This window comes from Faecalimonas nexilis (assembly GCF_059731825.1).
In genome coordinates this window covers 2410640-2432393 of record NZ_AP029189.1, presented here as the reverse complement: position 1 = coordinate 2432393, position 21754 = coordinate 2410640, and the positions used below count along the sequence as shown (strand labels likewise).

The following is a 21754-nucleotide window of genomic DNA, read 5'->3' as shown; positions in this document are numbered from 1 at the left end:
GGGGTCTTGAAAACAGGGTGTAACAGATGTTTTCATGGTATCTTTGTCTTATTCTATTTTATTTGACAGGTCAAAGTAGGAGGAAAGATGAGAACAGATATTTACCAGTCGCCACTATGTGGCAGATATGCAAGTTATGAGATGCAAAATATTTTTTCGGCAGACCAGAAGTTTTCTATGTGGAGAAAATTATGGGTAGCACTCGCAGAGAGCGAAAAAGAATTAGGGTTGCCGATCACAGAAGAACAGATTGAGGAAATGAAGTCACAGATTCATAATATTGATTATGAAGCTGCGAAAAAGTACGAATTAGAACTTCGCCATGATGTGATGGCGCATGTGCATGCGTATGGAGATGCATGTCCGAATGCGGCTGGAATTATCCATCTCGGAGCAACTTCCTGCTATGTTGGAGATAATACAGACATTATTTTAATGCATACAGCATTAAAGAGAGTGCGCGTGCTTTTAGTCAATGCGATAGACGCACTCAGCAAGTTCGCGGAACAATACAAATCACTGCCAACACTTGCATATACACATTTTCAGGCAGCACAGCCTACAACAGTCGGAAAGAGAGCGTGCCTTTGGCTGAATGACCTGTTGTTTGATCTGGAGCAGTTGGACTTTCAATTAGATAGTATGAGACTGCTTGGATGCAAAGGAACAACAGGAACCGGAGCAAGCTTTTTAGAGCTTTTTGACGGAGATGAGAAAAAAGTAGAATTATTAGAACAGAAGATTGCAGAAAAGATAGGATTTTCAAAATGCCAGAGTGTAAGTGGACAAACGTATACACGTAAAGTAGATTTTGCTGTCTTACAGGTGCTTTCAGGAATTGCCCAAAGTGTATCTAAGTTTTCAAGTGACATCAGACTTTTGAGTCATTTAAAAGAGGTGGATGAACCGTTTGAGGAGAAGCAGATTGGTTCTTCTGCGATGGCATATAAGAGAAATCCAATGAGAAGTGAGAGAATGGCTTCTTTGGCACGCTATGTGATCTGTGACCTGCAGAATACCGCAGTGACAGCATCTGCACAATGGTTCGAGAGAACATTGGATGACTCGGCTAACAAACGTTTATCTGTACCGGAAGCATTTCTTGCGGTAGATGCAATTTTGAATTTGTACATCAATGTAGTGCGTGGTATGAAAGTATATCCGGCTGTGATCAGACAGCATTTGGAAGAGGAACTTCCGTTTATGGCAACAGAGAATATTATGATGTATTGCGTGAAGAATAAAAACGGAGACAGACAGGTTCTGCATGAGGCAATTCGCCAGCATTCCGTGAAGGCTGCAGAACAGGTGAAATTGTATGGAAAGAAGAATGATTTGTTGGACAGAATCAAAGCCGACGACACATTTGCGCTTTCTGATGAAGAGATTGAGATGTTGATGCAGCCGGAGACATTTACCGGAATGGCTGCACATCAATGCGACAAATTTTTAAAAGAGATTGTGGCACCGGTGCTGGAACAGTCTAAAGATGAACCAAGTGTTACAGCGGATATTAATGTCTGAAAGGAGTTTGAAATATGTTAACAGCGATTGTAGGTACGAACTGGGGCGATGAAGGAAAGGGAAGAATGGTAGACCTTCTGAGCGAGGATTATGACGTAGTTGTTCGTTATCAAGGTGGAAATAATGCGGGGCATACAGTGATCAACGAAAAAGGAAAATTTATTATGAACCTGATGCCGTCAGGGATTTGCCGTGAGGATACGGTGAATATTTTAGGACCAGGAGTGGTAATTGATCTGGAACATTTATACGGAGAGGTACAAAAACTGGAGGAAGCAGGTGTTTCTGTAACTCCAAAGAATTTAAAAATCAGTGACAGAGCAACGATTTGTATGCCATATCACAAGCTTTTAGACTGTTTGGAGGAAGATCGTCTGGCAGATAAAAAGTTTGGTTCTACACGTCGTGGAATCTCGCCGGTATATGCGGACAAATATATGAAAAAAGCGTTCCGCATGGGAGATTTACTTCACATGGATACATTGAAGAAAAGACTTGCAGATGTGCTTGAATGGAAGAATCTGACTGTGGAAGGCGGATATAAAAATGCGCCGGTTCAGGTGGAAGAGATGTTTGCATGGCTTGAAAAATACGGTACATTTTTTGCATCATTTGTATGTAACACAACAGAGTATCTTTCAGATGCAATGAATGATGGAAAATCAATTATTTTTGAAGCACAGCTCGGAGCGCTTCGTGATATTGATTTTGGTATTTATCCATATACATCAGCGTCCACAACATTGGCAGCATATGCACCGATTGGAGCAGGCGCACCATTTGCAAAATTAGATGAGAGCATTGGTATTATGAAAGCGTACTCAAGTTGTGTAGGTGAAGGACCATTTACATGTGAGATGTTTGGAGAAGAAGCAGAGGCTCTTCGTATGGCAGGCGGTGAGTATGGTGCAGCAACAGGAAGACCAAGAAGAGTCGGTGGATTTGATGTGGTTGCTTCCCGTTATGGTGCGAAGATGCAGGGATGCACATATGTTGCATTGACAAAGTTAGATGTGCTTTCTTATATGGATGAGATTCCGGTTTGTACGGCTTATGAGTTGAACGGAGAAGTGATTCATACATTCCCTTCTGACATTGATTCATTGAATGCAGCAAAGCCTGTATATGAATATATGAAAGGCTTTAAGTGCGATATCAGTGGCTGCCGCACAAAAGAAGATTTGCCAAAAGAGGCGCTTGAGTATATCCAATACATTGAAAAAGTGATTGAGTGCCCGGTAAAATATGTTTCTGTAGGAGCAGAGCGTGACGCATATATTAAAATGTTTTAATTTTTAGATGAAAAGTTGTTTGTCTCGTGAGTAGATAAACAACTTTTTTTATTTTTGTGCGAGAACCGGTGGAAGTCAATTAAGAAAACAAGTATAATAAAGGAATGTAAAGTGCAAAATAATAAATTGAATGATGAGAGGTATGTTTTGAATAAGAAAGAGAAAGAACAAAGACATGTTATTAAAGAGGTGTATCCGGATTCAATCGCAGAGGAGTTGGAGATTGAGGCCGGGGATGTGCTCCTTGCAATCAACGATCAGGCGATACAGGATGTCTTTGACTACAGATATTTGATAAAAAATGAATATATTGAAGTGTTGGTCGAAAAACAGGATGGGGAAGAATGGCTTCTGGAGATTGACAAAGATTATGATGAAGATCTTGGAATTGAATTCGAGAATGGGCTTATGAGTGAATACCGTACCTGCAGCAACAAGTGTATTTTCTGCTTTATTGATCAGATGCCGCCGGGAATGCGCGAGACACTTTATTTTAAGGATGACGACTCCAGACTGTCCTTTTTGCAGGGAAACTATATCACGTTGACAAATATGAAGCTGCCGGATATTGAACGTATCATACAGATGCATTTGGCGCCGATCAATATATCCGTGCAGACTACTAATCCGGAATTGCGATGTAAGATGCTGCATAATCGTTTTGCGGGAGAGAAACTGAAATTTTTAGATATCCTATATGAAAACCATATCGAGATGAATGGTCAGGTTGTTGTATGTAAGAATGTCAATGACGGGAAAGAGCTGGAGCGGACGATCGACGATCTCTCAAAATTTCTTCCGTTTATGAGAAGTGTGTCTGCGGTGCCGGCAGGAATTACAAAGTACCGAGAAGGCCTGTATCCGCTTGAGTTATTTACGAAAGAAGAAGCAGGGCAGGTGATCGATATGATCGAGAGCCGCCAAAAGAAATATTATGAGGAATTTGGTCTTCATTTTATTCATGCCAGTGATGAATGGTATATTCTGGCGGGACGGGAATTTCCGGAAGAAGAACGCTATGACGGATATATTCAGCTGGAGAATGGTGTCGGAATGATGCGTCTTTTGATCAATGAATTTCAGGAGGCATTAGAGCAGCTTCGAAGAAGTCAGGAATATGAACAGATGAAGAAATCATTTTCAAGAACGGTTACAATTGCCACAGGTAAACTGACCTACCAGACAATCAGTAAGTTTGCTGAGACATTGATGGAAGAATTTCCGGGACTTACCGTTCATGTATATGCGATTCGCAATGATTTCTTTGGTGAGACGATTACCGTGTCAGGACTGATTACCGGTCAGGATCTGATCGGTCAACTGAAGGAAAAGAAGGAAAGTGGCGTGAAACTTGGTGATACGCTTCTGATTCCAGGCAACATGCTAAGAAGCGGTGAACAGGTATTTTTGGACGATCTGACAGTGGAAGACGCAAGGCGGGCACTTGAGATGGAGGTGACCGCAGTGGAATCAGGTGGACAAGATCTGATCGATGCGATATTGAATGTGGATTATGCTATGGAAAGAGAAAATGATAATTTTGTCTATATACAGGCATATAAAAAAGATGAAAAATAATAAAAAGTTGGGGAATTCTCCTGTGAGGAAATGAAATCACAGGAGAATTTTTTGTTGCGTTAGAAAATATTATAACAGGATATTGGAAACAATAAACAAATTTAAAATTATATTTTATTGTATTGAAATTCAAAAATAAAGATGATATAGTTTGTATATATAAAAATAAAGTTTGAATGAAGGTGAGAAAATGTCATTTACAGAAGAAAAAAGAGAATGGATTAAAAAGTATATGTTAGAGAAGATTCGTCAGGATGATGGCGCATATGCCCAGAAAACGATGGAAAACTTTGAGGTCTCTATTACGACTGTAAAAAGATATCTGAAAGAGTGTGTGGAACAAAAAATCATCGTTCCGAATGCGGATAAAGAATGTGGATATTGCTTGATTACTGTGGAAGAAGAGTGGGAGGTGGACGATGTTGAAGACTTGGAAGAAGATACATTTTACTTTGAAAAAGTATTCCCGATTTTAAATGATCTTTCCGAGAATTCTAGAAAGATTTGGTATTATGCGTTTACAGAGATGATGAATAATGCAATTGAACATGCGAAGGCAAAAAGAATCTGTTGTAAGGTGAAGAAAGATGTACTGTATACAGAAATTTCCATTGCAGATGACGGGATTGGAATTTTTAACAGTATTCGACAATATGCCGATCAGCAGCTTCATATCAAGATGGACACGGCACAGGCAAGGATGGAATTGTATAAAGGAAAATTCACAACGAGTCCAGAGAGGCATTCCGGAGAGGGCATCTTTTTTACTTCCAAGATGCTTGCGCAATTTGCCTTGTGGTCAGAAGATGTGATGTATAGTAATCGGTGTGATGATGAAGCAAAATTTGTAAGAAGTCATTTGATTGCTTATTATACAAAATTGAATCGTATTGGAACGATGGTGCAGATGAAATTGGAAAATGATACGAAGAGGACGGCACGAGAAGTGTTTGATATGTTTGCGCCTCTTGGGGAAGGGGTTGTAAAGACTCTGATTCCAATGAAAGAATTTTGTCGTCAGGGCGAACCGGTTGCAAGATCGCAGGCGAGGAGAATTCTGAGTCGCTTGGAAGAATTTAAAGAAGTGATTTTTGATTTTTCGGAAATTGATTTTATGGGACAAGGATTTGCCGATGAGATATTTAGAGTGTTTCAGAATCGTCATCCGGATATTGTGTTGACTGTAAATAATGCGAATGAGGAGGTCGCAGGGATGATACAACATGTAAAAAGCAACGGAAACCACTAGTTTTTGTGATTCCCGCTGCTGATATATTAGATGAGATGTGTGCTCTCTAATTTCTCTGTAAAAGCGTCATTAAGTCGGATAACTGGCTTACGAAGTACAAGTCCAAGAAGTAATGCCGGTATCAGGAAGAGAGCAAGTGTACCAAGTTCTTTCCAATAAGTGTTTCCGTAGAATCCGGCGATACATTCGCGCATGGCGTTCATGCTGTGAGTAAATGGAAGCAGCGGATATACTTTTTGGAAAAATTCCGGTGCAACTTCAATTGGGAAGGTTCCACCACTTCCTGCAACTTGCATAACAAGCAGAACAACACAGATTGCTTTTCCGATATCTCCGAATGAAACAGTCAAAGCATAGATGATGCTCACATAGACAATACTTGTGAACCATCCGGCAAGGAGAAATAAAAATGGGTGTTCACATTGAATTTGCAAATAGAACAAATCTCCAAGACAAATGAGTCCGCTCTGTAAAAGTCCGACACCCAGTAAAAGGATACTACGTCCGATATACAACTGGTGAGCTTTCGGATTTCTGAGCTTGGAAACGGTACTTTCCGCTACGGTTACTTTTAACATGGCAACTAATACAATGCCTCCGACCCAAATTGCAAGTGTTGAGTAAAACGGTGCCATGGAAGAACCGTAGTTGCTGATTGGGTAAATAGCATGCTCTGACAGACTGACAGGAGAGGCAAGGAAAGCAGAGACGCTTTCGGAACCTTCTGACAGCAGAGAGGTCAGAATAGCCATGCCGTCGCTTCCGGAGAATGTCATAATCTGAGAAGCAGAACTTAGCTTTTCGGAAAGATCCGAAAGTAATGAGGCTGATTCATTTAGTGTGCTGTGTACTTCTGATAAATTTGAAGCTGATTTATCAGATGCTTTGGAGATGTTGGATACACTGTTATTCAGCTGCTGTAATAATGTTGAGACAGAAGATCCGGTATTATCAACATTGTTTGCTAAGTTGTCAAGTTCATCTTTTACATTTGTTTCAAAACTATTTTTGACATCTGTAATCGATTGAACGCTGTCGGCAATCAGACGATCGACATCTGCTTTTAAAGCGGTGGCATCTTGGGTAGTGCCGGTGATTTGCGATTGTGCAGAATCTAGTTCATTTTTGATAGATGTCTGATGTTCGATTGCTTCAGCAATACGCCGATTGATTGCATCTACAGAAGGAGTCAGAATAGGATAAGACTCTTTGAGTGCAGTCAATGAATCGGACAGGGAAGTATAGCCGTCTATAAGCTTTTGCACCCGGTCTCCGACAGAGGAAAGTGCTGATGCAGCTGCGTCACTGTCAGAAGAAAAAGAACTAAGAGCAGAGTCTAAAGCGTCTGAGACAGCTGTATAAAACTTTTTGTTGTCTGCCAATGCCTGATTGACAGCGGTGGTAGTTCCGGTAATTGCGGAAGTGAGAGAACTGATGCCATCTCCTGCATCGTTCAGCGCATTCAGGCTGTCCTGTGTTCCGTTTCCGGATTGTTCGAGAAACTCAGAAGTTGTATCGAGCATAAGGGAAGCGGCGTCTGACATATCTGAAAATGCTTGTACAGTGCCGGCGGCAGAGGACAAATCCTGTGAGATATTTGCAAGCGATGCCGCAAGGTTATCTGTTAATGTTTTGTCTCCGGATTGCTTAGAGATATCAGCAACATACTGGAATGCTTCTAAGGCAGTCTTAGAAATAGTCTCTGTAAAGGTACTGTTTACCTGTTGTTGTACAGCAGTTGCCCCCTTGTCTGTTATCTTTGGAGCAATTGCATTTTCTTTTTCGTTGATATAGTAAGTGATCTTAGGATGTGTGACATTAGGAGAAAAAAGACTCATCATGTCCTGGCTAAAATCTTTTGGAATCACTAATGCTGCATAGTAACGTCCTGACTTGACTCCTTTTTTAGCATCCTTTGCATTTGTGAAGACCCAATTGAGTTGTGTGTTTTCGTGCAATTCAGATAGAATCTGATCACCTAAGTTTAGTTTGACCGGAATCAGTTCACCGTCGTACCCTTTATCCTGGCTGGCTATAGCAACTTTCAAGTCTCCTGTATTTCCATATGGATCCCAGCTTGCAGCAATGTTGAACCACGCATAGAGGGAAGGAACAATGGTAATTCCGAGAATAACAATCAACGCAATGACGTTTTTACGGATTTTCTTGATGTCGTGATAAAAAATCTGAAATATATTCTTCATGGTCTTACTCCTCCTCCTTTTTGCGGAATGATTCCAGCATTTCATTGAAAGACATACCTGCGAGTTTCTGTTGATTGGCAAATGCGCTGTGGAAATATTCCACTATAATAAGCCATGTTGCAATCAAAATGATGGATAGAATCCAAAGAACAAGGAATACGAGTTTGGATTCCAGACTGAACATCAAAATCAGGAAAATCAGAGGAACAATCAAAATAGCAAGGAACCCAATTTTTATCATTTTCTGATAGTTCTTTTCAAATGCCTGTGCTTTGGAAGCGGTTTGTATCTGCAATTCTTCTTGTGACAACGAAGCAGAAAGAAGCATAGAAAGCTGTAGCTTTTTTCCTACCACTTCAGTTGGCGTTTCGCCGATCATCAATTCCGTCTCGGCTAATTTCTGATCAAACAGTCGGTTGAGCCCAGATAAAAGAGGTCTGATACCAAGTCCGATCAAAAGGGAGATTGGCACATACAGTAGTAAAATGAGCAGATTATGTATATAAGTGCTCCCGTACATTCCAGCAATACATTCTCTCATTGCAGTGATACCATAAGTAAATGGGAGCAATGGATGCAGATTTTGGAAGAAGGCAGGGGTCATCTCGATTGGATAGGTTCCGGAGGAACCTGGAATCTGCAGAATTACCAGTATGACACACAATGCTTTTCCGATATGTTTGAATGTAAGGGAAAGAGCATAAATAATATTTACATATACGAAAGAGCAGACTGCTCCCGTCAGTATTAATGCTGCCGGATTAGTACATTGTACACCCGGAAGGAAAATGTCGCCGGCAGTAACGATAATTCCCTGTACGACACCTACAGTTACATACAAAAGCCAACGTCCGAAGTAAAGAGAAACAGAACCATAATTGCGCATGGAGTGATCTTTGTCTACTTCCATTTTAAATATGGCAATCAGTACGATTCCGCCTACCCAAATAGCGAGGTTCGTGTAGAACGGTGTCATGGAAGAACCGTAATTTTTTACCGGATACAGTCGTTCTGTCTGAATCTCTACAGGAGAAGACATGAAGGAAGCAACAGACTTGTCATCGACCCCTTCTAATGAGAGCAGTGTCTGAAAAGCATCAGAACTTGCCAGTGCATTGATATCTGTCTGGATGGTATCAATGTGCCCCTGAACATTCTGCAGAGCGGTTTTTGTGCCGTCAAGTGCTTCGTTTGTACTTTTAAGGCTCTTTTCAAGTTGTGACAGAATTCCATTCATTTGATCTGCCGTGGCAGGAACACCATTTAGAAGTCCTGTCAGTTCACCGGTTACAGAAGAAAACAGATCTAAGGTCTGATTCAGCTGAGGAAGTACATTCTGATCCAGTGTAGAACGGAAGGTATGAAGACTGTCGATGCTGTCAGAAGCAATTCCGGCAATCTCTTTTCGGGAAGTAGATGCAGTTGAAATAGCATCTGAAATACCTTTGTTTCCGGCAGTCAAAGAATTTACCAATTCCTGATTACTCTGATTTTGTGCTTGAAGTTTTTGGATACTTTCCGTAATCTTGTCAGGTAAGAAAGAGCTGAGTTCTTCCAAATCAGCTAAAATCTTTCCGTTTAACTCGGTGACAGAATTTGCGGCATCTAAAGCATTGCCAATAGAGTTATTGACAGATTGAGCTTTGGATTCCAGACTGTCAAGTCCTGAAGAGATGGAACTGCTTGCTTGTCCAAGGAGATTTTCACCTTGTGAAACAGAACTAGAGAGAGCGGAAGAAAAATCTCCAGCTGCACTTCTGGCGTCCTTTAGGATTGAGATAGAGTTTTCAAGTGCGGAAGCACCTGATGTCGCTGAATTTTTTAAAGATTCTGAAGTCTTGGCAGCGTTTGCAATGGAAGACTGCGCACTGGCAGTGTCAGAAGAAAAGGTCAGAAGAATCTTTTCGTAGGACGCAAGGTTGTTCTCAGTCTTATTGAGCATTGCAATTACATTGGAATTTACTGTCCCAAGTGTGTTGGACAGCTTTCCGGCAGATTCTTTAAGTATGGAGGAGACAGACTCCGATGCCACAGCGGAAAATGTACTGTTTATCTCTTCCTGAATCGTGCTGGCACCACTACTTGTTATTTTTGGTGCGATCGCATTTACTTTTTCGTTGATATAATAGTCTAGTTCCGGAGTTTTTAAATTTCCGGATAAGATACTAAGCAGAGAACTGCTGAAATCTTTCGGGATTACAATGGCAGCATAGTATTTGCCTGATTTAACCCCGTCTACTGCTTTTTTCTCGGAGGTAAACACCCAGCCGAGTTGTTTGTTTTCTTTCAGATTATCTAAGATTTCCTGTCCGGCATTAATTGTGATATCTTGATCAGTTGCCTGCGTGTCATTGTTGGCGACTGCGATTTTGATACCGGATGTATTGCCATATGGATCGATATTGGCTGCAATATTGAACCATGCATAGAGCGATGGCAGCAGGCAGACGCCTATTGTGACAAGAATTGCGGCCCGATTATGCATAAGTCTTGATAAGTCGCGTCGGAAAATTCGAAATGATTTTTTCATAAAATACAAGCCTCTTTTCTAAAAATATTCTAGTAAATAGATACCATGTTGATTTTTTTAACAAAAAGTATTATATTAATGAAAAAATCGATTTACAACCATTAATAGTTAAGGGAAATGTTGAATTATAGACAGATATGAAAAAAATGTTGGGATACATATAAAATTATATAAAATAAGGAAAGGAAAGAAGAAAATGGATCGCAGAGTCAGAAAGACAAAAAGCCAGTTGAGAGCCGGACTGGCACAGTTGATGAGGGAGAAGAGTATTCGAGAAATTACGGTGAAAGAGTTGGTTGATAAAGTGGATATTAATCGTTCAACCTTTTATCTCCATTATTCTGATATTCCAGGAATGCTCAAAGAGATAGAAGATGAGATTTTAGAAGAGATGGGGAGAGCAATTCAGGAGCATCCGATTGAGGAAGGAGAAAAAAGTATTTATTTTTTTATGCAGGATATGTTCCGGGTGCTGGCAGCAAACAGGGAAATTGGCTGTGCGCTTGTGGGGCCTCACGGGGATATTGCGTTTGTGAGCCGAATTGAAAACTTTTTGGAACAATATAGTCGGCATGTGCGAGGAGATATGCTGCCTGAGCAGCTTGCTGAGATGAAGTATTTTTACTCATTTTGCTGGAATGGATGTCTGGGATTTGTGAAAACATGGCTGGAAGAAGGCGAGGATAAATCTCCGGAAGATGCGGCAAAATTAATGTTTCAGATGGTGACCAGTTCCATGCGTGCATTTTTTGACAACGTAGGTGGGAAAACATTAACCGAAAATATTTAGAGAACATGCATAAAAACAGAAAGATAAAACTGTGTAAAATCAATAAAAATAAAAAAGGGTATGGACAAATAGGGAGCGTACTGTTATCCTAGTTACAGATATTAAGTTTGTTATTACGTGAGGGTAAGCAAGACTGTTTATAATACTTTAGAGAGCGGTATTATAAGCAGTTTTTTTATTCTATAGGAGGGAGCACGCAGATTGAAGATTCTTAGAGTTTTGAACACAAACTCCGTTGTGACAATCGATGAAAAGAAAAGAGAAGTGATTATCACAGGTCCCGGGATTGGGTTTAAAAAGAAAAAAGGTGAGTGTATAGACGATACTCTGATTGATAAGATATATTGCCTGGAAGATCATGACAAGAATCACACATTACAGGAAATTGTTAAGGCGATATCGGAACGATATCTTGAAATTGTAGGAAAAGTAGTGCAGGCAGCAAAAACGGAGTACCATCTGAAGATAAATGAAGTGTTGTATATCACACTGACAGACCATATTAATTCGGTGATTGAAAGACATGCCGAAGGTATTCATCTAAAGAATATGATAAAGATGGATATTCAGAAATTCTATCCGAAAGAATATGAACTGGGAGAAAGAACTGTAAAGTGGATACAGGAAGAAACAGGAATTTCACTGGAAAATGATGAGGCGGCTTTTATTGCTATGCATATTGTTTCATCAGAGATGGAGAGTAGTGACACACCGGTTGTGAGAAAGATTGTAGAATTGATAAATGCGATTATGCAGATTATCAGAATTCATTTCAAAATAGAGTTTGATGAAACTTCAGTCTCTTATCAGAGATTTCTCACACATTTAAAATTCTTTTCAGCAAGAATTTTTAGTGGAAAAACATATAAAGATAGTATGCATGAGATTTATGATGTTATGGTAGAACAGAATGCATACGCATATAAAGGTGTGGAGAAAGTGTCCACGCTGATCAAAAAACAATATGATTATACGTTGAGTATTGACGAACAATTATATTTGTTGATTCATATAAAACGAATACTAGATGAACAATAGAATAGAATTATTAAGTTTGTTATTATTCAGTTAAGCAAGACTTGATCATAAAAAGAGGCTATCCCGGGAAATGGCGTCTTTTTGTGGTCGAGTCTTTTTTATATTAAAATCAATAAGCAATGAAGAGAGGGAAAAAAGTATGGATTACGAAAGCGTAGCAAAGAAAATTTTACAACGTGTAGGTGGAGCAGAAAATGTTACCGGACTGGTACACTGCATGACCAGACTTCGTTTTAATTTGAAAGACGAGTCCATCGTAGATGATGAGGCGGTCAAAAAGACAAAAGGTGTTATGGGGGTTATGAAGAAAGGAGGACAATATCAGATCATCATAGGAAATGATGTGGGATATGTCTATGAAGAATTGAACAAATTGGGGAAATTTTCAAATCAAGTACCGAAAAAGAAGGAAAACAGCACTGAGAAGAAAAATATTTTAACCATGTTAATGGATACGATTTCAGGAATTATGACTCCTGTCATTCCGGCGATTATCGGAGCTGCGATGATCAAAGTGCTCTTGACATTGCTGCCAATGATTGGAGTGCTAAATACAAGTGGAGATACATATCAACTCTTAACTGTGATAGGAGATGGTGCATTCTTCTTCATGCCGGTTCTCATTGCAGTGTCTGCATCTAAAAAATTTGGCACGAATGTATATTATGCGGCAAGTATTGCATTGATTATGCTGCATCCTAATTTCATCAGTATGATGACAACCGCGCACGATGCAAATGAGACAATTCGATTTTTAGGCCTTATACCTGTGACATACGCAACCTATTCTTATTCGGTCATTCCGATTATTTTAGCAGTGTGGTCACTGAAATATGTAGAAAAATTTGTGGATAAAATCACACCGGTCATTACGAAAAACTTTTTAAAACCAATGCTTGTCGTATTGATAGAGGCGCCGATTGCATTGATCATATTAGGACCACTTGGTGCTATTTGCGGAAATGTTTTATCGGATGTGGTTTATTTCATTCATGATAAATTAGGCTTTATTGCGGTCGGACTCGTTGCAGGTATTTATCCGTTTGTAGTCATGGCGGGAATGCATCATGCATTTACACCGATTAAACTTGGCATGATCGCAACAACAGGATATGAGAATTTTATTTGTATTGGAGAACTTTGTTCCAATATGGCACAGGGAGCGGCATCGCTTGCAGTTGCCATCAAAAGTAAAAATAAAGATTTTAAACAGATTGCAGGTTCCTCAGCATTTTCAGCACTTCTTGCGGGAATTACAGAGCCGGCTCTTTACGGAGTAACATTGCGATTGAAACGGCCAATGCTTGGAGCATGTATCGGGGCTGTGGCAGGTGGTTTGTTTGGAGGATTCTTCCAACTGAAATGCTTTGGAATTGCCACACCTGCGATTGTAACGATTGTTCAATATGTGGAAGAAAGCCGTCCGATGAGTCTTTTGATTGCAGCGCTCACAATCTTGATCACAGTGATAGTTGCATTTATTGCTACTATGCTAATCGGGTTTGAAGATGTTGTAGATGAAGATGACGAAGAAGAGTATTTTGAGGAAGTAAAAGAAGAACCAGAGTTGACAGATGGCGAAGAGATTACAGTCTTAAACCCATTAGCAGGAGAAATTGTTTCGTTAAATCAGGTGAAGGATGCAACTTTTTCACAGGAAATCTTAGGAAAAGGGGTTGCGGTGGTTCCGGCTGAAGGTGTTGTATATGCGCCATTTGACGGTAAAGTAGATATGATGTTTGAAACTGGTCATGCAGTAGGTTTAACGAGTGATAAAGGTGTGGAGCTGCTGATCCATGTTGGTATCGATACTGTTAACTTAAAAGGTCAGTATTTTCATCCGATGAAAAAGACAGGCGATGAGGTAAAAAAAGGAGATGTGCTTCTTACTTTTGAAAAGGAGAAAATAGAGCAGGAGTATGATCTTATGACACCGGTGATTATTTCAAATACAAACCGATATCAAGAAATAAAAGCTGTAAAAACAGGAAAAGCAAACGTGTTAGATTCAATTTTGACAATCAGATAGTAAGTGTGAGAGGAGAAAAATGATGGAACAGATCGAAAAAACAGCATTTCCAAAAGACTTTTTATGGGGAAGCGCCTCAGCAGCATATCAGATTGAGGGGGCATATGCGGAAGATGGAAAAGGAATGACAAACTGGGATGAGTTTGTCAGAATTCCGGGGAAGACATACAAAGAGACGACAGGCGATGTTGCGGTTGATCATTATCACCGCTATAAAGAAGATATCAGGCTGATGGCGGAGATGGGATTGAAAACATACCGGTTTTCCATTTCGTGGGCGAGAATTTTCCCAAAAGGAAAAGGCGAGATCAATGAGAAAGGGATTGCTTTTTATGGGGATGTGATTGATGAGTGCCTGAAAAATCACATTGAGCCAATGGTGACAATCTTTCACTGGGATTTGCCACAGGCGCTTGTGGATTCCTATGGCGGATGGGAGAGCGCGGAAATTATTGACGATTATGTAACCTATGCAAAGACATTGTTCCAAAACTGGGGAGACAAGGTAAAATATTGGATTACATTAAATGAACAGAATATTTTCACTTCACTTGGCTGGCTGACAGCGCAACATCCGCCGGGAAAATTTGACGATCAGAAGATGTTTTATCAAGTAAATCATCACGCTTTTATGGCGCATGCAAAAGCGGTTCTTGCTTATCGCGAGCTGGGATACAAAGGTGAGATCGGAGCAAGCTTTGCATACACACCTTCTTATGCGCTGGATTGTAAGCCGATCAATGCAATGGCAAAAAGCAATTATGATGATTTGAAAAATTATTGGTGGATGGATGTCTATGCATATGGACGATATCCGAAAGCGGCAATGACCTATTTGAAGAAAAAGAAAATTGCGCCTCAAATGCAAAGCGGTGATGAAGAAATTTTGAAAGAAGCTGCAAAAGAGATCACTTTTATGGGTGTAAATTATTACCAGAGCTGCGTATGTGAATACAATCCATTAGATGGTGTTACGCCGTATGGAACAATGAACACAACAGGGAAAAAAGGAACTGCACAGGAAATCGGAATTCCCGGAATTTATAAAAATCCGGCGAATCCGTATCTTATGACAACAGACTGGGATTGGAGCATTGATCCGAAAGGACTTCAATTTTGCTGTCGCGAAATCACGAGCCGCTATGCGCTGCCGATTATCATATCCGAAAATGGATTGGGGGCATTTGACAAATTAGAGGAGGATGGCGCAGTTCATGACGTATATCGTGTTGAGTATCTGAAAGAGCATTTGAAAGCACTGGGTGAGGCGATCGAAGAAGGGTGTGAAGTGTTAGCATATTGTACATGGTCATTTACAGATTTGCTAAGTTGGCTGAACGGATATCAGAAACGATATGGATTTGTATATGTGGATCGCAACGAAGAAGGAGGAACGTTGAATCGCTATAAAAAAGACAGCTATTACTGGTATAAAGATGTGATTTCCACAAATGGTGAAAATCTATATAAATAAAAGAAAACTTCTTGACAATAATAAATTAGCGTGGTAAAGTACTAATAAATAAACCGATGAGGAAGAGTAAGTATCTTCAGTGTTTGCTTCACAGAGAACTGCAGATGGTGGGAGTGCAGTAAGATGTAGCTGTAGAGAATGGGCTTCCGAGGGCGAGCTGAACGGCAAAGATTTACAGTAGGTGAGCCGGAGACAGTACTCCGTTAACAAAGTTCGCATATGTCAGTATGCATAAGTGGGTATATAGTGAAAGATATACCAAGCCGGGTGGCACCGCAGGAGTTGAATTATGTACTCTTGTCCCTGCAATAGATATTGTATGGGACGAGAGTTTTTTGTTATATAGAATTTCTTGTCCCGCAGATTTCATATTGAAAAGGAGATAAACACAATGAGCGAACGAAAAATCCCTTATAAAATCTATCTGGAAGAAAGTGAGATGCCAAAGACATGGTACAATATGCGTGCAGATATGAAGAACAAACCGGCGCCGCTTTTGAATCCGGAGACGTTGCAGCCGATGACAGAAGAAGAACTCTCGGTTGTGTTCTGCAAAGAGCTGGTGGAACAAGAATTGGACAACGATAACAGATACATTGAGATTCCGCAGGAGATACAGGATTTTTATAAGATGTACCGTCCGGCGCCGCTTGTAAGAGCATATTGTCTGGAAGAAAAACTGCAGACTCCTGCAAAGATTTACTATAAATTTGAAGGAAATAATACGAGCGGAAGTCACAAATTGAATTCCGCCATTGCGCAGGCGTATTATGCGAAGAAACAAGGATTGAAAGGTGTTACGACCGAGACAGGAGCAGGACAGTGGGGAACAGCACTTTCGATGGCGTGTTCTTACCTCGGCTTAGACTGTAAAGTATTCATGGTGAAATGTTCTTATGAGCAGAAACCGTTCCGGCGAGAAGTGATGCGCACCTACGGCGCGAGCGTGACACCGTCACCGTCGATGGAGACGGAGGTTGGACGCAAGATTCTTGCAGAACATCCGGGAACGACAGGAAGTCTTGGATGTGCGATTTCGGAGGCTGTGGAAGTTGCAGTGGGAAGTGAAGGGTATCGTTACGTGCTTGGAAGTGTTCTGAATCAGGTTGTACTGCATCAGTCAGTCATCGGTGTAGAAGCAAAACTTGCAATGGATAAATATGGTGTTACTCCGGATATTATTATCGGATGTGCCGGAGGGGGATCGAATCTTGGTGGATTGATCTCTCCGTTTATGGGAGAAAAATTAAGAGGAGAAAAAGATTATCATTTCATTGCAGTGGAGCCGGCGTCTTGCCCGAGTCTTACAAGAGGTGTATTTGCATATGATTTCTGTGACACCGGTATGGTGTGTCCGTTGGCGAAGATGTACACACTGGGAAGTGGATTTATTCCGTCGGCAAATCATGCGGGAGGACTTCGTTATCACGGAATGAGTCCGGTGCTGTCACAGCTTTATGCGGATGGATATATGGAAGCAAGATCGGTAGAACAGACAGCTGTATTTGAAGCGGCGGAGCAGTTTGCGAGAGTGGAAGGAATCCTGCCGGCGCCAGAGAGCAGTCACGCGATCAAAGTTGCAATTGATGAAGCGCTTAAATGCAAAGAGACAGGAGAGGAAAAGACGATTTTGTTCGGACTTACCGGAACCGGATATTTTGATATGTATGCGTATGAAAAATTCCATGATGGAAAGATGTCAGATTACATTCCGACAGATGCGGATCTGCAAACAGGATTTGATGGCATTCCAAATATTTCTTTATAAAATCAATAGCCTTTATCTGAGTGAAATATCTTAGATAAAGGCTATTTTTCAGTGTCTTCAGAATCTTCAAATGTGATTTTGACGATATTTTCAATTGGAACCTCCAAGATTCGACACAGCGATTCGATTGTGTGAAGGGTTACATTTCTGTTATGCTTTAAAGAGTCAAGGGTGCCTTTGGAAAAGTTATACTCTTTCAGTAAGCGGTAAGTAGTAAAATTTTTTTCTTCTAAAGTTTTCCAAAGCGGGCTAAAATCAATCATATAAAATCACCTTTCTTAATATCATTATATTTAGTAAAAATGTGCTTGGATATACCCGATATATAGGGTATAATATGTGGAAAAAAAGTAGATATTATGGTATAATATGCAAAACAAGGGAGGACGCTATGAATAGATTAATGGACAAAAAGGCAAAAACAGTATTTTTAATTACATTATGTTCCGCAATGCTGATTGTTCATGCGTTTGCAAGGTTTGGCACTTCGTTTTTTAAAACGGAGATGTCAAGAACACAGGATGAATTGGAGGAGATGGCGGAGTCTGGTATTCGTGAAACAAAGGAAAAGTATGCAGGTATGATATCTTCTCTGAAGACGTTGGCAGTTGCATTCAACGGTTTTTCCTCTATATATGATGAGTCAATTTATAAGCAATTAATCTTTTTTAAAGACATGACTTTTTTTGATCACATTGTGATCGCGGATATAGATGGAAATACAGTGGATTCAGATGGAAATAAGACGAATATTAAAGAACGAGAGTATTTTCAAAAAGCAATAAACGGAGAAACTGTTATTTCAGAGATAATGGATTCTCGAATCATACCAGATAAAGAGATTCAGGTCATTGCGGTTCCGATTGAAAGTGAGAACGTGGTGACAGGAATTTTGTTTGGAATATTAGATACTGGTACATTAAACCAGGAGATAGGGGATTTGTATCTGAACCATATCTATATACAGATTGTAGATTCCGAAGGAAATTATATTACGAGATTTAAGTCAGAAGATGCGATTATGAATCATGCGAATGTTTGGGACGATCTCGAAGAGTTCGAATATCAGACCGGAAGTCTTGAAGAATTGAAGGAAGACATTTCGAATGAAAAAGAGGGGCATTTCACTTTTCGAAAAGGAGAGGAGGAACGAGTCTCATATTATGCACCACTAGGTGTAAACAATTATTATATTTTTGCCACAACAAACAGTAAATATCTAAAAGAGCATATCAGTAATATTAATCTGAAAGTATTGGGAATGGCAACGGAGATGACGGCGGCATTTTTAATCTTGATTTTGGGGTTATATTGGTACAATGGAAAAGTGCGCAAGGCGATTTTGCAGTCGCATGAAGAGGTGCTGAGCAGTGAGGAGATGATGCGTATTGCGATCAGTCAATCCAAACAGACCGTGTTTGAGTACAGTGTAAAGACTAAAGAACTGCATGCGAAAGTCGGAGAGCAGAATCCGCTGTTTCAGAAAACATGCCTCTCCAATGTCCCGGAATCTATTTTGGAAAGAAACGTGATTGACGAAGAATCTGCTGATAACTTAAAAGAGACGTTTGAGCTGATCAAAAGAAAGGAATTGTGTGAAACAGAAATCAAAGTCTTATATCATGGAGAGGTGCAGTGGTTCCGGATGATTATGAAGAATTTATACGATGAGAAACATCAGATTGTGAATACAGTGGGAATTCTGGAAAATATCAGTGAGAAGAAATATCAGGAGGAGCTATTGGAAGAAAAACAGCAGATTCAGGATGCACTGAATGCAGATGCATTTTTGCGATGTAAAATAGATCTTGAGACAGAGATGGTTGTGGAAGTCGATGGGAAAATTTTGAAAGAGCAGATCCCTTATCAGCAGTATTTGAAAGAAAATATTTTATCTGTGACAGGAAAGGAAGACTGGAAGAATGTAATCTGTCAATCTTCAAAAGAATATTTGATCGACGAGTATCAAAAAGGTCAGGATGTTATTGAAATCCAGTTTCAGATGCAGTATCAGGGAACGGAAAGATGGGTATCCTGCATGATTTATCTTATGACAGACAATTGCAGGAATGGTCATATCCAGGCGCTGATGATTTTAAACGATATCGACAAACGCAAGCGTGAAGAATTGCGTCTGAAAGAAAGAGCAGAACGAGATGGCTTGACAGGACTTTACAATGCGACTACTATGAAGATGAAAGCAGATAATTTTTTGCAGTCACTGTGGGCATTGGAAGGAAATCATATCTTTATGCTGATGGATTTGGATTGTTTTAAACAGATCAATGATACGTTCGGACATCAGTATGGAGATCAGGTATTGAAAGATGTGTCACAGACATTGACGAAAACATTTCGACATAATGATCTGATAGGAAGAATGGGCGGAGATGAATTTGCGATTATGATTTTGAATGTTTCTGATTTTTCAGTGATAGAACATACTGTACAGCAATTGTTAAAGGAATTGCACAAATCATATGAGCAGAATGGAAAGACGGTTGAGGTATCGGCATCTTTGGGCATTGTGACTGCCCCTGAACATGGAACGACGTTTGAAGAATTGTATCAGAAGTCGGATCAGATGTTATATGAAGTGAAAAGAAGTGTGAAAAACGGATATCGGTTGTATCAGGAGAAGGAATCAGAACATGAAACAGATTTTAATTGTAGATGATGATGTCAGCATCGGAGATATGCTGGAGGAGATATTAACAAAAGAGGGGTATGGCGTAAGCCGTGCGTATTCGGGGACGGGAGTGTTTTCATTCATATTATTTTTGAAAAAGAACAACTTCCTGCTTATGAATAGCTATTAAAATAACTAATGGATAAGGTGTTTGTCAATCATTGACAATGTATCTAAATATTTCCTATAATGATATGCGGCAGTATCGGCAGAGCACCGGTGCGAGACGAGTGAGAGGAGAACTATAGGAATGAAAACAGATAAGAAATATGCATCTGTCTTTGAATTGAATGGAATGCCGAAGTTTTCACAGGCATTTCCGCTTGCACTGCAGCATGTAGTGGCAATGATTGTTGGATGTGTAACCCCTGCGATCGTGATTGCAGGAGTGGCAGGATTAGAAGGAAACGATAAGGTTATTTTTGTGCAGGCAGCGTTGTTTATTGCTGCAATTTCCACATTGATTCAGTTGTTTCCGCTTGGAGGAAAGATTGGTTCCGGTCTTCCGGTCATCATGGGAGTCAGCTTTGCGTATCTACCAAGTATGCAGGCAATCGCAGGAAATTTTGATATTGCGACTATTTTAGGAGCGCAGTTGATCGGCGGTATTGTGGCTGTGTTTGTCGGAATTTTTGTAAAGAAATTGAGAGTGTTGTTTCCGCCGTTGATTACGGGAACGGTTGTGTTTACGATTGGTCTGTCATTGTATCCGACTGCTGTCAAATATATGGCAGGAGGAGCATCTTCACCGAATTATGGTGCATGGCAGAACTGGCTTGTTGGATTTATCACACTGGCAGTTGTAATTGCGCTGAACCATTTTGCAAAAGGAATTTTGAAACTTGCATCTATTTTGATTGGTATGATTGTCGGATATATTGTGTCAGGATTCTTTGGCATGATTGATTTTTCAGCGGTAGGTTCGGCAGGAATGTTCCAAATCCCGCAGCCGATGTATTTCGGAATGAAATTTGAGGTATCTGCAATCGTTACGATGGTATTACTTTTCGTGATCAACTCTGTGCAGGCAATCGGAGATTTTTCAGCGACGACAGGCGGTGGACTTGACCGTGAGCCGACCGATAAAGAGCTGTCGGGCGGTATTGTGGCATATGGTATCACAAATATTTTCGGATCGTTCTTTGGAGGACTTCCGACAGCTACTTTCAGCCAAAATGTGGGAATTGTTGCAACTACAAAGGTTGTGAACCGCATGGTGCTTGGACTGGCGGCAGTGATTATTCTGCTTGCAGGGTTCGTCCCGAAATTCTCAGCGCTGTTGACAACGATTCCGCAGTGTGTACTCGGAGGTGCAACGATTTCGGTATTCGCATCGATTGCAATGACAGGTATCAAGCTTGTCGTACAGCAGCCACTTACATACCGCAGCACTTCAATCATTGGTCTTGCAGTCGCACTTGGAATGGGGATCACACAGTGTTCAGATGCACTTGCAAGTTTCCCGGCATGGGTGACAACGGTATTTGGAAAATCACCGGTTGTTGTTACAACAATCGTGGCAATTTTGCTCAATTTGATTCTTCCAAAAGATAAAAAACAATAATAAAAATGGGTTAGATTCCGTTCGA

At 40.3% G+C, this 21754-nt stretch carries 15 protein-coding genes and 1 other annotated feature; of the genes, 12 read left to right on the top strand and 3 right to left on the bottom strand.

The window, feature by feature from the left end; all coding sequences use genetic code 11:
* Positions 1-87 precede the first annotated feature (87 nt).
* The 4 genes from purB (at position 88) to AC6I5B_RS12320 (ending at position 5643) form a co-directional block, all read left to right on the top strand.
* The gene (purB, locus tag AC6I5B_RS12335; RefSeq protein ID WP_022250579.1) at positions 88-1524 is read left to right on the top strand and encodes an adenylosuccinate lyase; all 1437 of its coding nucleotides are present in this window, start codon (positions 88-90) and stop codon (positions 1522-1524) included.
* 14 nt (positions 1525-1538) lie between these two features.
* Complete coding sequence (locus AC6I5B_RS12330) at positions 1539-2816, top strand: adenylosuccinate synthase (RefSeq protein WP_004611433.1); 1278 nt, start codon at positions 1539-1541, stop codon at positions 2814-2816.
* 147 nt (positions 2817-2963) lie between these two features.
* Complete coding sequence (locus AC6I5B_RS12325; protein WP_044986660.1) at positions 2964-4394, top strand: radical SAM protein; 1431 nt, start codon at positions 2964-2966, stop codon at positions 4392-4394.
* 190 nt (positions 4395-4584) lie between these two features.
* Positions 4585-5643, top strand: coding sequence for an STAS-like domain-containing protein (locus AC6I5B_RS12320; RefSeq protein WP_497773373.1), 1059 nt, complete (start codon positions 4585-4587; stop codon positions 5641-5643).
* A gap of 26 nt (positions 5644-5669) precedes the next feature.
* Here the strand turns inward: AC6I5B_RS12320 and AC6I5B_RS12315 are convergent, their stop codons facing one another.
* Both AC6I5B_RS12315 and AC6I5B_RS12310 read right to left on the bottom strand, forming a co-directional pair.
* Positions 5670-7847 (bottom strand): YhgE/Pip domain-containing protein, encoded by a 2178-nt coding sequence (locus AC6I5B_RS12315; protein WP_270606646.1) that lies wholly within the window; start codon positions 7845-7847, stop codon positions 5670-5672.
* Between the two features lie 4 nt (positions 7848-7851).
* The gene (locus tag AC6I5B_RS12310) at positions 7852-10377 is read right to left on the bottom strand and encodes a YhgE/Pip domain-containing protein (protein ID WP_044986617.1); all 2526 of its coding nucleotides are present in this window, start codon (positions 10375-10377) and stop codon (positions 7852-7854) included.
* Positions 10378-10573: 196 nt separating this feature from the next.
* On the opposite strand from AC6I5B_RS12310, the gene AC6I5B_RS12305 reads away from it, so the two are divergent.
* The 5 genes from AC6I5B_RS12305 to AC6I5B_RS12285 all read left to right on the top strand — a co-directional run bounded on the left by AC6I5B_RS12305 (position 10574) and on the right by AC6I5B_RS12285 (position 17476).
* Positions 10574-11167: a TetR/AcrR family transcriptional regulator gene (locus AC6I5B_RS12305; protein ID WP_083382837.1), complete on the top strand. Its 594-nt coding sequence runs from the start codon at positions 10574-10576 to the stop codon at positions 11165-11167.
* 201 nt (positions 11168-11368) lie between these two features.
* A complete protein-coding gene (gene licT, locus AC6I5B_RS12300) occupies positions 11369-12205 on the top strand; it encodes a BglG family transcription antiterminator LicT (RefSeq protein WP_071144393.1) in 837 nt (278 codons plus the stop codon).
* Positions 12206-12344: 139 nt separating this feature from the next.
* Complete coding sequence (locus AC6I5B_RS12295; protein WP_022250584.1) at positions 12345-14234, top strand: beta-glucoside-specific PTS transporter subunit IIABC; 1890 nt, start codon at positions 12345-12347, stop codon at positions 14232-14234.
* A gap of 22 nt (positions 14235-14256) precedes the next feature.
* Entirely contained in the window at positions 14257-15708 is a 1452-nt protein-coding gene (locus tag AC6I5B_RS12290) for a glycoside hydrolase family 1 protein (protein ID WP_044986613.1), read from the top strand.
* 47 nt (positions 15709-15755) lie between these two features.
* Positions 15756-16016, top strand: a binding site (T-box leader).
* An 83-nt stretch (positions 16017-16099) separates the two neighbouring features.
* Positions 16100-17476, top strand: coding sequence for a TrpB-like pyridoxal phosphate-dependent enzyme (locus tag AC6I5B_RS12285; protein ID WP_004611423.1), 1377 nt, complete (start codon positions 16100-16102; stop codon positions 17474-17476).
* Positions 17477-17517: 41 nt separating this feature from the next.
* On the opposite strand, the gene AC6I5B_RS12280 is transcribed toward AC6I5B_RS12285, so the two are convergent.
* Positions 17518-17739 (bottom strand): helix-turn-helix domain-containing protein, encoded by a 222-nt coding sequence (locus tag AC6I5B_RS12280; protein ID WP_004611422.1) that lies wholly within the window; start codon positions 17737-17739, stop codon positions 17518-17520.
* Between the two features lie 128 nt (positions 17740-17867).
* Between AC6I5B_RS12280 and AC6I5B_RS12275 the strand changes: the two genes are divergently transcribed.
* The 3 genes from AC6I5B_RS12275 (at position 17868) to AC6I5B_RS12265 (ending at position 21729) form a co-directional block, all read left to right on the top strand.
* Positions 17868-20153 (top strand): diguanylate cyclase, encoded by a 2286-nt coding sequence (locus tag AC6I5B_RS12275; protein ID WP_071144392.1) that lies wholly within the window; start codon positions 17868-17870, stop codon positions 20151-20153.
* Positions 20128-20295 carry a response regulator transcription factor gene (locus tag AC6I5B_RS12270; protein WP_004611420.1) on the top strand — a complete coding sequence of 56 codons (168 nt, stop codon included), beginning with the start codon at positions 20128-20130 and terminating at the stop codon, positions 20293-20295. Before AC6I5B_RS12275 ends, AC6I5B_RS12270 begins: the two co-directional genes overlap by 26 nt.
* Positions 20296-20415: 120 nt before the next feature.
* A complete protein-coding gene (locus AC6I5B_RS12265; RefSeq protein WP_004611419.1) occupies positions 20416-21729 on the top strand; it encodes a uracil-xanthine permease family protein in 1314 nt (437 codons plus the stop codon).
* The last annotated feature ends 25 nt before the right edge of the window (positions 21730-21754 follow it).